This window comes from Dolichospermum sp. UHCC 0259 (genome assembly GCF_009711935.1).
Classification (GTDB): domain Bacteria; phylum Cyanobacteriota; class Cyanobacteriia; order Cyanobacteriales; family Nostocaceae; genus Dolichospermum.
In genome coordinates, this window is sequence record NZ_VIKX01000118.1 from 40,583 (window position 1) to 54,472 (window position 13,890).

Sequence of the window (13,890 nt, forward strand, 5' to 3'; positions counted from 1 at the left end):
CCTGCTATAAAAATATATAGAACACAATCAAACAATTTTAAACTTGAACATTTTTGCTAATTTTACATCAATAATTCAGTCCACACGGAGCTTATGGCACTTTGGACAAACGGTACTGGGTATTATATTTCGCCACCCCATTACTGGCACAAGTATTATCCCCGTTTTACCTGACGGTCAAATTGTCCTGATTAGAAGAAAGGATGATGGTCGTTGGTCATTACCTGGTGGTATGGTGGATTGGGGAGAAGATGTTCCTCATGCAGTCCGTCGGGAATTGATAGAGGAAACAGGTTTGGAAGTAGTTAAAATTCGCCGTTTAGTGGGAGTTTACTCGTCCCCAGATCGTGATCCTCGGATTCATTCTATCTGCATTACTGTTGAAGTTGAAGTCCAAGGAGAAATGGCAATTAAAGATACCTTAGAAGTTATGGAAATTCAAGCTTTTCCTCCTAGTTCTTTGCCAAAACCAGATATGTCCCATGATCATTTCCGTCAGTTACAAGACTACTTAAATGGTTTAACAACACTTGCCTAAAAAGTAGAAAATTCAAAATTTTGGGTTTGTAAATTGCACAACTTAGACAAATAAATTAGTAAATTAAAATGAATATTTTATTTCGTAACTCCCGCATAAAACTTAGTCAAGGGGTATTATTTTGGCGTGAAGTTGGTACAGGAATACCCGTAGTTTTTCTACATGGTGCATGGAATGATGGTAGCGAATGGGTATCCACGATGGAATTATTAGCTGAAAAAATCCATTGCTTCTCACCGGATTTGTTAGGTTTTGGTGAATCAGCAAATCCTAAAATTCACCATTCCATCAATTTACAAATCGAATGTTTAGCTGATTTTTTAAAAGCTTTAAAATTAGAAAAGGTCTATTTAGCTGGTAATTCTCTAGGAGGTTGGATTGCGGCTAGTTATGCTTTAAAATATCCAGAACAAATATCTGGCTTAATATTATTATCACCAGAGGGTGTTGCAGCGGAAGGGCAAAAAAAGGAATGGCAAAAAAAACGGCGGTTATTTTATTTTTCACCCTTGATTATTAAATTATTACGCTTAATTATGCCTTTTATTAAATTGATTGGTTGGGAAGAAAAAATTGCTAGAAATTTAGAATCAAGAAAAACATTGTTACAATCCTCAACAGCTTGTCAATTACTTTTTAATCGTAAGCGACCAGAAATAGAAGCAGAATTATTAGAAACCCGCTTACCGAAAATTAATGTTCCCTGTTTGATTTTACAAGGTAGTCAAGATACACAAACTGCTATATCCAAAAGTAATACTTATGCTCGATTAATTCCCGAAGTTCAGTTACATAATATTGCTCACGGAGAAAGTAATTTACCAGAAACTTGTACTGGTGTTGTCGCTGAAGCTATTTGGGATTTTATTAATAAGTAGGTAGGGGCGCGGGGCCCGCGCCCAGTCAGGAGTCAGGAGCAAGAAGGAAGAATTAGTAAGATTTTTAGAATAATTGAACGCAGATAAATACTAAATTGACTCTAAATATCGGCGTAATTTACTACTAAACCAATCAATCACTGTGACTACTACTAATAGCACTAACATCATGGTTGTGGCTTTGGTATATTCAAAACCATCTATATAGCTTTTTAATTGAAATCCTATTCCCCCAGCACCAACTACTCCTAAAACCGAAGCAGCACGAATATTATATTCAAACATCCACAGGGTATAACCTAATCCTAATGGTAATATTTGTGGTAATATCCCATATTGAGCAATTTGTATTTTTGATGCACCAATTACCTGTAAAGACTCTAAGGAATGATAATCTACTGATTCTATAGCTTGTTGATAAAATTTAGCAAGATAGCCAATAGTATATATTGATAATGCTAATGTTCCAGCGGGTGCACCCAAACCTGTAGCAGCTACAAAGATTAAACCTAAGATAATTGAAGGTACGGAACGCACAGCATTTTGTAGTAAGTTGGCTATCCATCTTAACCATAAAGGGGCGATATTATTAGAACTGGCTATGGCAATTGGTAAGGATAAAACTGCACCTATGGATGTTCCCCAGACAGACATCTGCACGGTTTCAATTAATCCTTTAATCGCAATGTCTAAAACTTGTAAATTGGGAGGAAATAACCGAGCAATAAAATCTGTGATAAAAGGCCAGCTATCTTTTAATAATTGAAGATCAACTTTTAATCCTTGTAACGACCAAATATAAATTCCTATCATTAATAGGAAGACAAGTGAAGGTATAAACCAAGGATAACGATGAAAAATTTGTAAACTAGAAAATTTTTTCATTTTTTAACTTACTCCATATAATTTTAATTATTTTACTTAATAGGTTATGAAAATTGCTGTTGTAAATTTTCACATTTGCCATCGTAAACTACTTTTCCACTATCTAAAATTATCGCTCTTTGACCGTATTCTGTAGCTAGTGCTAAGTCATGTAAAATAGTAACTATAGTTAATCCTTGTTGATGCAATTCTGATAAAGTTGCCATGACTTGTTGTGAGGCTACCACATCTAAACCTGTGGTAGGTTCATCGGCTAAAAGTATTTGTGGAGACTGCATTAATGCTCTAGCGATCGCTACTTTTTGTTGTTGTCCACCACTTAATCTACTAGTTTTTTGATATGCCTGTTCTTTCAAACCTAGTTGTGTTAATAATTCTAAGGCTAATGTGCGATCGCGCTGCGGAAATCCGAATAAAGTTTGCCCCGTCTTTCTTACCCCCAATCTGCCACATAAAACATTATCAATTGCTGATAATTGGCGAATTAAGCCCCCTCCCTGAAATAGCATTCCCACATCTCGACGGATTTGCGGTAAGTTTTGATCACTTACGGACACACCATTAATTTTAATTTCCCCTTTAATCAAGGGAACTAACCCCACAAGTGATTTTAATAATGTTGATTTACCTGCCCCATTCAATCCTAGCAATACTACAAATTCACCTTGATTAATTTGGCAATTAATATTATTTAAAATCGGCCGTTCTAAAGAAGCAATATAATCTGTTTGCAAATGACAACATTCAATAAAATTCACGTTACTTTTAGATAAATGATAATTTGTAATTACTTCAGAGTTAAGAGTCATAGCTATTTTGGTGGAAATTTCATCAAGAAATCATAATTTGTCAGAATTAAGAATTTTGTTGTCAATATTCCTAATTCTGAATGCTGACGTTTAAATTATTATTCCATCCCCACATTTTTTAGGGCTTCCCGCACTGGTCGAAGATGACGATTATGATCAATCCTAACCAATTCTGTAGAATTATATAAACTGCTCAGTAATTGATTATTTTCTGATTTATTTAACTTCAACAAAGCATTAATTAGCTTTTCTCTTGTAACAACTGGGACATCATCATCAATCGCAATACCATGAGCAGGAACACCAGAAATTTTATGTAATATTCTAACTTTATCTCTATTTTCAGCCGCCAAATAGGGAGGGAAAAGAGCGTATTCTGAGACTACAGCTACATCAGCTTGACCTCTAACCACAGCATCTAAAGCTTTACTATAATTTCCCCCATAACTAATTTTACCAAAGAAGCTTTCCAAGCGATCGCGGTTAGGCACAAAACCTTGTTTTACTAACTCACTCACTGGAAAAATAAACCCAGAACCAGATGTCGGAGAAGTAAAAGCCATAGTTTTGCCTCTGAGTTGTTCTAAAGTTGCTTTTGGAGAATTTTTACTTTTTAATTGGCTGTTATTAGGAACAACAAAAATAGAATTATAAGTATATCTACCGGAGTAATTTTTGCGAACTTCAGCCAAATATAACCGAGAATTTGCTAATTGTTCTGCCTTTAGAGCCGGACGGCTACTTAAAAATGCTACATCAGCCCGATTTGCTCTTAAAGCTTCTACTGCGGCTGTCTCATCACCTATTTGCGCTTTAACGGGTATGCCTATCTCTTTGGATAAAAAAGCAGCTACATTATTAGCTTTATTTTGCAAGTCTGTAGAATCAGAGCGACTAGAAAAAACTATAGTTAAAGGATTGATTCTCTGAGCAATTAGGCGTGGTGCTGGTTGATTTTTCAAAGGGTTAGCTATGGCTATTTGGTGAGAATCCAAACCGCTTAACACCATTCCTGTCAAGGCTAAGAATCCGCTACTAACCGCCCAAAAGCTTTTTTTACTCACTACCATTTTTTTACTCCACTAAGAATTATTTTCAATATTTTTGCAAATTACTTGCAACTAATTTTATCAAAAACTTTAGACCTTTTAAGAATAAAAGTCAATAAGCAAAAAAAAATTGCTCAATTTATCCCTAGATAGAGCTTGTACTATCAGGTTTTTGTACTAATGTTGATTTAGTTTTTCATTTTGTATAAAAAAGTTTGTGCTTGCAAATACTCATTGAGGCATACAAATAAAATTAAGTATTGACAAAATTCACTAAATATAAACCATGATTTTTAATAGAAAAGAATGAAAAGCCCCTTCATTAATCTGAAGGGGATAACCACAGGAGTTTTTACCTACATCCTAAAGATTGACGAGTATCTACACCTGTTTTAGAATTGACACCACTAGCCTTAGCACAGATTTTTTTTACCTGTACCATATCTAGAATTGCATTGGTAAAATCAGCACCAGTAACATTAACTTCATCAAAAGTAGAACGCAACATCATCGCATCTGTAAAAACTGCATCACTTAAATCGGCATCTTTGAATCTTGATAAATAAGCAATTCCTTGACTAAAATCCACACCATGAAAATTTACAGCATCCAATAAAACACCGTTAAATACAGCACCACGTAAATCAGCGTCGCTAAAATTAGTATTTTCTAATTTCACACTGGTAAACTCAATCCCAATTAAACTCTGTCCAGAAAAGTCTTTCCCCCCGACTCCCTTGTTTATAAGAGAATTAGTAACACTAGAAGAGCTTGCTGCTTGCGCTGATAAGGGAAACACAAACAATACTAAAGCTAAAATCACACTAGCCAAAATTGAGCGATACTTCATAATTTTTGCTTAATAAATCTCAACAATTCCACCATTAATCATTAAACCGCAGGAAGGAGGCAGAAGTGATTTTCTGCTAAATTAACAACGATCTCGTAGGATAGATAAATGTTGAGATGCGATCGCACGTAAACTTAAATATAAATAACTACCTGTGGCTAATCAAGAAAATATTACCCAATCTCTAACACGAACCCCTCTATATCAAATGGGTATAGAACTCAAAGCCAGATTTACCAGCTTTGGGGGGTGGGAAATGCCCATACAATATAGTAGTATTACCCAAGAACACCATGCTGTCAGAAATACCGCTGGAATGTTCGATATTTCTCACATGGGCAAATTTACCCTTCAAGGTAAAAACCTGATTTCCCAACTGGAGTATTTAGTTCCTTCCGATTTAAGTCGGTTACAACCTGGACAAGCGCAATATACCGTATTGCTCAACCCCCAAGGCGGAATCATTGACGACATCATTATTTATTACCAAAATACAGATAGCAGTGGTACGCAGAATTTAGTTATCATCGTCAATGCCTCAACTACCGACAAAGATAAAAAATGGCTATTGGCACATCTTGATCTTGATGTAGTCCAATTTCAAGACCTATCACGGGATAAAATCTTAATTGCCGTTCAAGGACCCACAGCTACTGATCATCTGCAATCCCTAGTCACAACAGACTTATCACCTATTAAGGCTTTTGGGCATTTAGAAACGACCATTTTTGGAAAACCTGCCTTTCTTGCCCGCACAGGTTACACTGGCGAAGATGGTTTTGAAGTGATGGTAGATTCCTCCGTTGGTATAGACTTGTGGCAAAGTTTATATAATGCTGGTGTTATTCCCTGCGGACTTGGTTGTAGAGATACCCTTCGCTTAGAAGCGGCAATGGCACTTTACGGGCAAGATATTGACGATACCACCACACCTCTAGAAGCTGGCTTAGGTTGGTTAGTACATTTGGATACTAAAGGTGATTTTATTGGCAGAGAAGTTTTAGTCCAGCAAAAAGCCCAAGGAATGTCCCGTAAACTCGTCGGTTTGCAAACACAAGGACGTAATATTCCTCGTCACGGCTACCCAGTATTATCATCGGAAAAAGTCGTAGGAGAAGTAACAAGTGGTACTCTCTCACTCACACTTGGTTATCCCATAGCCTTAGCTTACGTTCCCACCCAATTAGCAAGACTTAAGCAGCAGCTAGATGTGGAAATTCGCGGTAAAGCTTACCCTGCGGTAGTTGTGAAACGCCCATTTTATCGCTCAAAGAATCGTGTTACTAACTGATAATCTTTGAGAGTTTTGAGGAATAATGTCTTTTAGGTTACTCTTGTAACACTATTTTTTAACGTGGAAGAGAAAGTGATATGTCTTTAGAATATCCCCAGGATTTTCGCTACTTAGATTCCCATGAATATGTTCGTTTAGATGGAGAAATTGCCACTATTGGTATTACTGCATTTGCCATAGACCAATTAGGTGATATTGTGTTTTTGGAATTGCCAGATATTGGTGATGTTATTACTAAGGGAGATACATTTGGTTCTATTGAATCTGTGAAGGCTGTTGAAGATTTGAATTCACCTGTTACTGGTACAGTTGTAGAACGCAATGAAGCTTTAATAAATGATCCAGAACAAGTAGCTGAAGACCCTTATGGTGAGGGTTGGTTCTTAAAAGTTCGCATTAATGACCCTGATGAAGTTAATGAGGATACATTGACAGCAGATGAATATAGTGATCAGGTATTGGGTGTGTAAATAATTTCATTTATACGTTCCCGCAAATGAAAAAAAAGGATATCCACTAAACTATATCTCAGCTTTTTTGGCAACTTGAAAGGCTGAGATATAGGTGATTTGTATATTTCCTCCATAGTTATTGGCGATCTTTTCTCGTAATTCTGTAAATAAACAATTTCTAGTTTCTCTATCTAGGTTTAGGTATGGTGTATATGTGCTTAACAGTAATAAGAAATCATCTATATAATAATTAACTTTACAGACAACTTGTTCGGAAACTAGATTTTTGAATTTATCTGAGTCAATGGCTTTTTGTCCTAAAGACTGCACTATCTGTTTTTGAGTTTGCGTATCTTCATATCTATCCAAAGATGGAGCATACTTTTGATAAATTTCTCGAAAACTTTGATATACTTCATATTCTGGTTGTGGTGTCATATTCCACAGCAAAATTAAAGAACCATCATTTTTTAAAGCTTGATTAATCTTGAGATTACCAAATTCAGGATTAATCCAATGGTAAGAAGTTGCTGCTAAAACAGCATCAAATTTTTCTGTTTCTAGTTCCCATTCTTCAAATGTAGTCTGGTGAATTTCTACCTGTGGATACATTTCACAGTTTTTTCTGGCTAAGTCACAAGCTGCTAAACTTGGTTCTAGACAGATCATCGAAAAACCTAATTGAGCAAATGCTAAAGTTGCATTTCCTGGTCCACAACCTAATTCTAGAATATTAGCTTTGTGGGAAAGTTGAGCTACTTCTACAGCACCATTAATAATTTCTTGTGGATAGCGAGGTCTGAATTTATTATAAGCTTCTGCAACATGAGAATACCAGTTTTTTCTAGTTTCTAAGTCTTGAGAATATAAGTTTTTAAGTAGTTCCAGTTCTTTCATAAGTTATCCTTGAAGAAGATTTCCTATTTTATTTGCTGTGGAAGTAACTTCAATCATTATAATAATATTATTTTGACCGTGTATCAGTTTTTCTTGTAGCTTTTTCTCTATCTTTTTTAGCTTTATTTTTTTTATCAAGTTCTTCTTGAATTTTAATAAATCTATCTGTATCGAGCCAATTTAAAAAAATAAGATTTTGGCATTTTATTGATAAATATAAGCAATAATTTAATATATTTGTATTAATATCAAGGTTATATTTGTTAAATATCTCAAGAACTTTATCCCCTGGCTTTTCATCATTAATATTTTTAATATCTTCCTTTATTGCATCTATTTTTTTATCTACTTTATCACTATTAATACTTTTCACACAATTATCTTTTAAATTTTCAAAGAATGTGTTTATCTCATCTTGATTAGCAAAATCAAAAGAAATATTGAAGGTTTCATATCTTAATAATAGCTTTTCTAGACAAGACTCAGAAACAAAATATTCCATTTTATCTTTTAAAAATTTTTCAGTTTCTTGAGTTAAAATATCTATAATATTATTATAATTTTTTTCTTCTAAGGAAGTAATATTCTGATGATCAACCCAACGGTCATCCATTAATAACTCTCTCCACTCTTCCACCATATCTTCCTTGGATTTTGTAAAACAACTTTTAAGATCAGAAGATATGCTATTTTGACATTCTTTTATTTTTTGCTTTTCCTTGGGAATTTCATCTAAATATCCTAGTATTTTTTTAGGAATCCAATGACCAAATTTTGTTCTAATACTGTATTTTCCCCAGTCGATATTATAAGTGTTATTATATTTTATAAAAATTGTCTCTATATCTTCGTTAATGCCTTGAAAATAATTTTTACTAGCTCCATTTCCTTCTAAAAAGCCTTTTTGCTTATACTTATCAGTTCTGGATTCTTCCTTTCCTTTTTTATTGAAGTTATATGTATGCTGTAGTACAGCATTAATAGTTATATCATTTGTTTCAACAAAACACCCCAATTGAATTAGAGCATATTTGAAATAGTAATCATCATCAGCTACAAATTTATTTATTTTTGAAACATCTATAAAGTCGTTTTCTAAGATTTTTAAATCATTACAAAAGTTTTCTATATCACTTTCATCTTGAGTATTATATAATATTTCTATATTTCCGTTATTGTCAGTTAAGCCCCTTCCTGTTAAATTAGCTGATCCTACAACCAAACTTCCTTTTTTAGAAGTATCCGAAAATAAACAATATGCCTTTGCATGAAATAAGCTAGAAGAGTTATTAACTTTAAAAGATATCTCAATATTATTGGAATGCTTATTTTTAATCCAATCATTGATCTTGTCAAGTCCTATACATATAGCTTCTCCTCTATCTATATATATTGATATTTTACATAAGCTTATTTTTTTTTGTAATACTTGAATGATTGTATTGGTAGATTCTAAATTAAAATAACAGCTTACTAAAATCAAATGGTATTTTTCATCTATTACATTACCATGCAATAAAAAATCAACTAATAATTGTTGTTTGTCTTTTTGAAAAAAAAAGTTGTGTGTGGAAATCATTGATACTCCTGGTAGTTTCACAGATTCAAATTTTTGAATAATTATTCGAGGTTTTACGAAAACAACAACTTCATTAATCTGTTACTATCTTACGAAAATTCTTGTAGTAAATTCCTTAATCAAGAATTACCTTACTTATCAACATCCATTGCTAAATCTTCAAAATTAGTAATTGTTACTTCCACATCAGGGAAAATTGCCGTTATTTTTAACTCTCCTCCCATAGCTTCAATAACTTGTCTTAGATGACTAACATACATATCAGTACGATTTTCTAATCTAGAAATAGCAGGTTGTTTAATTTGCAATTTTTCAGCTAATTGAGCTTGAGATATTTTTAAAGCTTGACGTAATTCAGCTAATGCCATTTCTTCTTTTAATGTAGCTGTTTGATTCGCTATTCTGGTTTTTCTTTCTGCGGAGAAATCTTTAGTAAGATTGCTAAACTTTTTATGTCCTGTCATATTAAACCCTCACGACTAATTTCTTCAAGATATTCATCATAAAGACTATCTGCTATGGGAATATATTTTTCATAAAATCGGTTATCTCCTGTTTTATCTCCACCAATCAGTAAAATTGCCACTCGTCGCGGATCAAAAGCATAAAATATTCTGAGTGGTTTACCACCGCTTTGAATACGTAACTCTCTTAAGTGGGAATTTTTTGAACCTTTAACATCGGATGAATAAGGAAAGGGTAATTGAGTTCCTTTTTCTTCTAGTAGTTGAACAATGCTGACAATATCATCTTGTTGTTCCTCTCTAAGAGTTTGCCACCAATGTTCAAACTCATTAGTATATTCTATTTCCCAACTCACTTTCTATTATATTACGTTGATGTAATAAATTATAGCTCTAATTTATCAATTTTCACAACTAATAAAAATTTTTACTTGTTCCTAAAGCTATGACAGCATTTTGTCCACCAAAGCCAAAGCTGAAACACAGCACTTGCTGAATTGTGCTTTCTTGTGCTGAGGTGATGAAATTTAAATTAAATTCTGGTTGCTGAAGTCCTACACAGGGGGGTAAAATTTGCTGTTGCAATGCCATGAGTGAAAAGGCTACACCTAAAGCTCCAGATGCTCCTAATGTATGACCTGTACTACCTTTGGTGGAACTAATCGCTAATTTTGGTGAAAATAAGTGTTGAATAATTTTACTTTCTATTCGGTCATTTAACTGGGTAGCTGTACCATGAGTGTGAATATAATCTATGTCTGTGGGTGAAATGTGACTACGTTCTAAACATTGCTTAATGGCGATGATGGCACTTTTACCTGCTGGTTCTGGTGAGTTTCCATGATATGCGTCTGCTGTCATTCCAAAACCTAATATTTCTCCATAAATTTTGGCTTGTCGTTGGGTTGCTAATTCCGCAGATTCGAGAATGAAGACAGCGCCACCTTCACCTATTACCAAGCCTTCTCGCTGTAAATCAAAGGGATAAGCGCCTGTTTTGGCTAAAGCCCCCATTTGCCTAAATCCGGCTATTGTCAGGGGGGTTATAGGTGCTTCTATTGCCCCTGTAATTACTCGTTGGTATTGCCCAGTTTTGATTAACATTGTAGCTTGAGCGATCGCCCAAATTCCTGTTGCACAAGCCGCCATTGGTGCTAAAACCGCTGCTGTTGAGCCTATTTTCCGGGCTACAGCGATCGCATTCATTTGTGGTAGAGTATTTAACCAATTGTCTAAGTTTAATTCTGCCTCTTTCTGATATATCTGTCGCGCCATTATCTCCCAAGATGCTTGATAACTCCGACTAGAACCGATGACTACAGCACAATCAAGTAACGGTGTTTCTAATTGGGCATCTTGTAGGGCTGAATTAACAACTATTTCCGTGAGTGTATTTAATAAAGAAGGTTTTTCACCAATTAATCCCAGGGGAATGATTCCCAATTCTGGAAATATTTGATGTAATTTAATTCCCGTTTTTCCTAATAATAGATTTTGCCAATTAGCCTCTAAGCTTTTACCTAAAGCAGAAACTAGACCAATTCCAGTAACAACAACTTTAACCAATTTTAGATTTTATATAAGAAGGAGTCAGGAGTCAGGAGTCAGGAGTCAGGAGTCAGGAGTCAGGAGTCAGGAGTCAGGATGAAGAAAGAAGGAGTCAGGAGTCAGGATGAAGAAAGAAGGAGTCACGAATCAGAATACTTATAAAATCACAAATCAACAACTGACCACTGACAACGAACAACTGAAAACTGACAACTGACCACTGACAACTAACTACCGAGAAATTTTCAGATTTTCCGCACCTTTAGTGACTTTAGCAGACTCAATGCGATCGCCTTGCTGGATTTTGTTAACTACCTCAAAACCTTTGGTAACATTACCAAACACAGCATAGTTACCATCCAAGAACGATAAATCTGCTAAAGCAAAGTAAAATTGAGAAGAAGCAGAATCCGGGGATTGTGATCGAGCCATAGCGATCGCCCCTTGCTTGTGTTGTAATACAGGCTTCTCAGTAATAGTTTTACTGTAAACAGGATCATTTGCGCCTTTTGGTTTAATTTCTAACGGTATCCGTCGCTCATTCCCCGTTTTAGAATCAATATAACCACCAGTTCCCAATCTACTTTCGGGAAATTTCGGGTCTTTACCTTGTGGATCTCCACCTTGCACCACAAAAGGCTGGGGTTCGCGCACAACACGATGGAATGCTAAACCGTTATAAACACCTTTTTGTACCAAATCCACAAAATTACCCGCAGTAATTGGCGCATTTGTCCCATCTATTTCCATCTCAATTGGTGTGGGGTTAACAACTTCTCCACGCTTCACCGTCATCACCACCGTAGCCTTACCTTGAAGACGTGGCAAACCCTTGATTCCAGGAACAGTCTCGCTAATAGTTTCTGATACTGTTTTTGCGCTAGTAGTAGTGTCTGAGGTAGCTGTTGCTGTTGGGGATGCGCTAGACGATGTTGGATTACTCGTACATCCTCCCAAAGTTAAAGCACCAATCATCAATAGAACTACAAAAAATTGTGAAAATTTTAACCGCATTGTTAGTGACTGCATTAATCAAAATATCTTAATTTGTTCTTGCCAATTCGTGAAGTTTGGATTTTAAATTGTGAAAATAACCTGACCTCAGATCCCCGATTTCTTAGAGAAGTCGGGGATCTTATTCTTGTTGTTCACCAATCCAAAATCCAAAATTCCTAGAGTCCTTCTAAAGATACTCCTAAAAAACGAGCTAATTCCGCACCTTGGGTTTCCAAATCTGCCAAAGATAACGGTTGACCTACTCGTGTAAGAGGAATATCCCGTCTACCTTTAACCCGAAGATACAAAGCGCGTTGAGGATTCAGACCTTCCTTAATCACAATCTTGACAGATTGTACATCCGCAATCCTACCGTCAATTTGGATTTGACGATTTTTTCCGGGAAACCCCCAACGAAAGATTTTTAATGCCCCCGTTTCCCGATTGAACTCATTATAACCACCGCCTAAATCCCATAGAACTACCAGCCACAGATATGTAGCTAATAGCAAGCCAGCAGTACCATAGAGTCCCATCACCAATCCTTGAGGGACAAATATGAGTTGTGTGGCATCGGTAACTATGAGTAAATTAACTTTGAGATAACTAGAAATACTAGCTAAGAAAAAACCACTGGCTCCCATAGTTACAATACTTGCCCACCAGTAGTTACTAAACCGACGTGAACCAAGAACCTTTTGAGAGAGGAGGTTCTCGCTTTTATTAATTGTTGTTGATACGGTCATTAATCTACCTTGGACTATCTTTCTCAAGTCTGCCACTGAAGCAGTCTGGATTGCAAGTTATCAAAGAGATGACAATGAATTTTATCCTCAACTTGCAAGAACTTAGGGCGCAGGGCCTGCGCCCCTACGAAGATTTATGAGAAAATCTGTGTCAAATTGTTAAAATTCTGATATTGATAGAAAATATTTAACTTCCTGTTCTATATCCAGCCCAAATTCTGACTAATGTGATAAGTTAAGAATCATTACGTTACCAAAACCTAGATTGCTGGTTAACGGTAGCCGATCATGTCATAATTTATGAGAAATGATCGATTTGTCAAGCAGTCAGTTCTCACAATCTTAGCGTCTGTAAGGCTGCTAGAATTGTAAAAAAAACGTTTAGTTCCTCACGGCAGATGATATAAATCAGTAAACTTGCTGAAACACTGCTTAAAAAACGTTGAAATTTTAGTAAAAACGAGGATTTTAGTAAATGACCATCGCAGTTGGACGCGCCCCCAGTAGAGGGTGGTTTGACGTATTAGACGACTGGCTAAAGCGCGATCGCTTTGTATTCGTAGGTTGGTCAGGAATATTACTATTCCCCTGTGCCTTCCTCGCATTGGGCGGTTGGCTAACCGGTACAACCTTCGTCACATCCTGGTACACCCACGGACTAGCATCTTCTTACTTAGAAGGAGCTAACTTTTTAACAGTAGCAGTATCCACACCAGCCAACAGCATGGGACATTCCCTGTTGTTCCTGTGGGGACCCGAAGCTCAAGGTGACTTCACCCGTTGGATTCAACTCGGTGGTTTGTGGCCTTTCGTAGCCCTACATGGCGCATTCGGTTTGATTGGCTTCATGTTACGCCAATTTGAAGTCGCCCGTCTCGTCGGTCTTCGTCCTTATAACGCCCTTG

General features: G+C 35.9%; 15 protein-coding genes and 1 pseudogene. 5 read left to right on the forward strand and 11 right to left on the reverse strand.

Annotated elements, in window-relative coordinates; genetic code table 11:
• The first annotated feature begins 43 nt into the window (after positions 1–43).
• Together FJR05_RS09415 and FJR05_RS09420 are read left to right on the forward strand one after the other, a co-directional pair.
• Positions 44–538, forward strand: coding sequence for an NUDIX hydrolase (locus FJR05_RS09415; RefSeq protein ID WP_168643855.1), 495 nt, complete (start codon positions 44–46; stop codon positions 536–538).
• A gap of 68 nt (positions 539–606) precedes the next feature.
• Positions 607–1,416, forward strand: coding sequence for an alpha/beta fold hydrolase (locus tag FJR05_RS09420; RefSeq protein WP_168643856.1), 810 nt, complete (start codon positions 607–609; stop codon positions 1,414–1,416).
• Positions 1,417–1,506: 90 nt separating this feature from the next.
• Here FJR05_RS09420 and phnE read toward each other — a convergent pair whose 3' ends face one another.
• From phnE to FJR05_RS09440, 4 genes are all read right to left on the reverse strand, one after another.
• Complete coding sequence (phnE, locus tag FJR05_RS09425) at positions 1,507–2,301, reverse strand: phosphonate ABC transporter, permease protein PhnE (RefSeq protein WP_168643857.1); 795 nt, start codon at positions 2,299–2,301, stop codon at positions 1,507–1,509.
• 44 nt (positions 2,302–2,345) lie between these two features.
• Positions 2,346–3,110 (reverse strand): phosphonate ABC transporter ATP-binding protein, encoded by a 765-nt coding sequence (locus FJR05_RS09430; protein WP_168643858.1) that lies wholly within the window; start codon positions 3,108–3,110, stop codon positions 2,346–2,348.
• Between the two features lie 98 nt (positions 3,111–3,208).
• Positions 3,209–4,180, reverse strand: coding sequence for a phosphate/phosphite/phosphonate ABC transporter substrate-binding protein (locus tag FJR05_RS09435; RefSeq protein WP_168643859.1), 972 nt, complete (start codon positions 4,178–4,180; stop codon positions 3,209–3,211).
• A gap of 331 nt (positions 4,181–4,511) precedes the next feature.
• Entirely contained in the window at positions 4,512–5,009 is a 498-nt protein-coding gene (locus tag FJR05_RS09440) for a pentapeptide repeat-containing protein (protein WP_168643860.1), read from the reverse strand.
• Positions 5,010–5,163: 154 nt separating this feature from the next.
• Here FJR05_RS09440 and gcvT point away from each other — a divergent pair, with 154 nt between their 5' ends.
• Together gcvT and gcvH are read left to right on the forward strand one after the other, a co-directional pair.
• Positions 5,164–6,300, forward strand: coding sequence for a glycine cleavage system aminomethyltransferase GcvT (gcvT, locus tag FJR05_RS09445; RefSeq protein ID WP_168643861.1), 1,137 nt, complete (start codon positions 5,164–5,166; stop codon positions 6,298–6,300).
• Between the two features lie 80 nt (positions 6,301–6,380).
• Positions 6,381–6,773, forward strand: a complete 393-nt coding sequence (gcvH, locus tag FJR05_RS09450) for a glycine cleavage system protein GcvH (RefSeq protein WP_168643862.1) — start codon at positions 6,381–6,383, stop codon at positions 6,771–6,773.
• Between the two features lie 51 nt (positions 6,774–6,824).
• On the opposite strand, the gene FJR05_RS09455 is transcribed toward gcvH, so the two are convergent.
• The 7 genes from FJR05_RS09455 to FJR05_RS09485 form a co-directional block, all read right to left on the reverse strand.
• On the reverse strand, positions 6,825–7,652 hold the full coding sequence (locus FJR05_RS09455) for a class I SAM-dependent methyltransferase (RefSeq protein WP_168643863.1): 828 nt from the start codon (positions 7,650–7,652) through the stop codon (positions 6,825–6,827).
• A gap of 67 nt (positions 7,653–7,719) precedes the next feature.
• On the reverse strand, positions 7,720–9,252 hold the full coding sequence (locus FJR05_RS09460; RefSeq protein ID WP_168643864.1) for a restriction endonuclease PLD domain-containing protein: 1,533 nt from the start codon (positions 9,250–9,252) through the stop codon (positions 7,720–7,722).
• A 110-nt stretch (positions 9,253–9,362) separates the two neighbouring features.
• Positions 9,363–9,695, reverse strand: coding sequence for an XRE family transcriptional regulator (locus tag FJR05_RS09465; RefSeq protein WP_168643865.1), 333 nt, complete (start codon positions 9,693–9,695; stop codon positions 9,363–9,365).
• Entirely contained in the window at positions 9,692–10,051 is a 360-nt protein-coding gene (locus FJR05_RS09470; RefSeq protein WP_168643866.1) for a type II toxin-antitoxin system RelE/ParE family toxin, read from the reverse strand. The genes FJR05_RS09465 and FJR05_RS09470 overlap by 4 nt, the downstream gene beginning before the upstream one ends.
• A gap of 58 nt (positions 10,052–10,109) precedes the next feature.
• Entirely contained in the window at positions 10,110–11,261 is a 1,152-nt protein-coding gene (locus FJR05_RS09475) for a beta-ketoacyl-ACP synthase (protein WP_168643867.1), read from the reverse strand.
• A gap of 213 nt (positions 11,262–11,474) precedes the next feature.
• Positions 11,475–12,257, reverse strand: a complete 783-nt coding sequence (locus tag FJR05_RS09480; RefSeq protein WP_168643872.1) for a peptidylprolyl isomerase — start codon at positions 12,255–12,257, stop codon at positions 11,475–11,477.
• 158 nt (positions 12,258–12,415) lie between these two features.
• A complete protein-coding gene (locus FJR05_RS09485) occupies positions 12,416–12,985 on the reverse strand; it encodes a photosystem I assembly protein Ycf4 (protein ID WP_168643868.1) in 570 nt (189 codons plus the stop codon).
• Positions 12,986–13,460: 475 nt separating this feature from the next.
• On the opposite strand from FJR05_RS09485, the pseudogene FJR05_RS09490 reads away from it, so the two are divergent.
• A pseudogene (locus FJR05_RS09490) lies at positions 13,461–13,890 on the forward strand (photosystem II D2 protein (photosystem q(a) protein)); the annotation flags it as partial.

What these genes read in the sequence shown, in the direction of transcription:
- FJR05_RS09430 (WP_168643858.1), bottom strand. Translation starts at nt 3,110, where the DNA reads ATGACTCTTAACTCTGAAGTAATTACAAATTATCATTTATCTAAAAGT.
- FJR05_RS09435 (WP_168643859.1), bottom strand. Translation starts at nt 4,180, where the DNA reads ATGGTAGTGAGTAAAAAAAGCTTTTGGGCGGTTAGTAGCGGATTCTTA.
- FJR05_RS09480 (WP_168643872.1), bottom strand. Translation starts at nt 12,257, where the DNA reads ATGCGGTTAAAATTTTCACAATTTTTTGTAGTTCTATTGATGATTGGT.
- phnE (WP_168643857.1), bottom strand. Translation starts at nt 2,301, where the DNA reads ATGAAAAAATTTTCTAGTTTACAAATTTTTCATCGTTATCCTTGGTTT.
- FJR05_RS09420 (WP_168643856.1), top strand. Translation starts at nt 607, where the DNA reads ATGAATATTTTATTTCGTAACTCCCGCATAAAACTTAGTCAAGGGGTA.
- FJR05_RS09440 (WP_168643860.1), bottom strand. Translation starts at nt 5,009, where the DNA reads ATGAAGTATCGCTCAATTTTGGCTAGTGTGATTTTAGCTTTAGTATTG.
- FJR05_RS09455 (WP_168643863.1), bottom strand. Translation starts at nt 7,652, where the DNA reads ATGAAAGAACTGGAACTACTTAAAAACTTATATTCTCAAGACTTAGAA.
- FJR05_RS09485 (WP_168643868.1), bottom strand. Translation starts at nt 12,985, where the DNA reads ATGACCGTATCAACAACAATTAATAAAAGCGAGAACCTCCTCTCTCAA.
- FJR05_RS09465 (WP_168643865.1), bottom strand. Translation starts at nt 9,695, where the DNA reads ATGACAGGACATAAAAAGTTTAGCAATCTTACTAAAGATTTCTCCGCA.
- gcvH (WP_168643862.1), top strand. Translation starts at nt 6,381, where the DNA reads ATGTCTTTAGAATATCCCCAGGATTTTCGCTACTTAGATTCCCATGAA.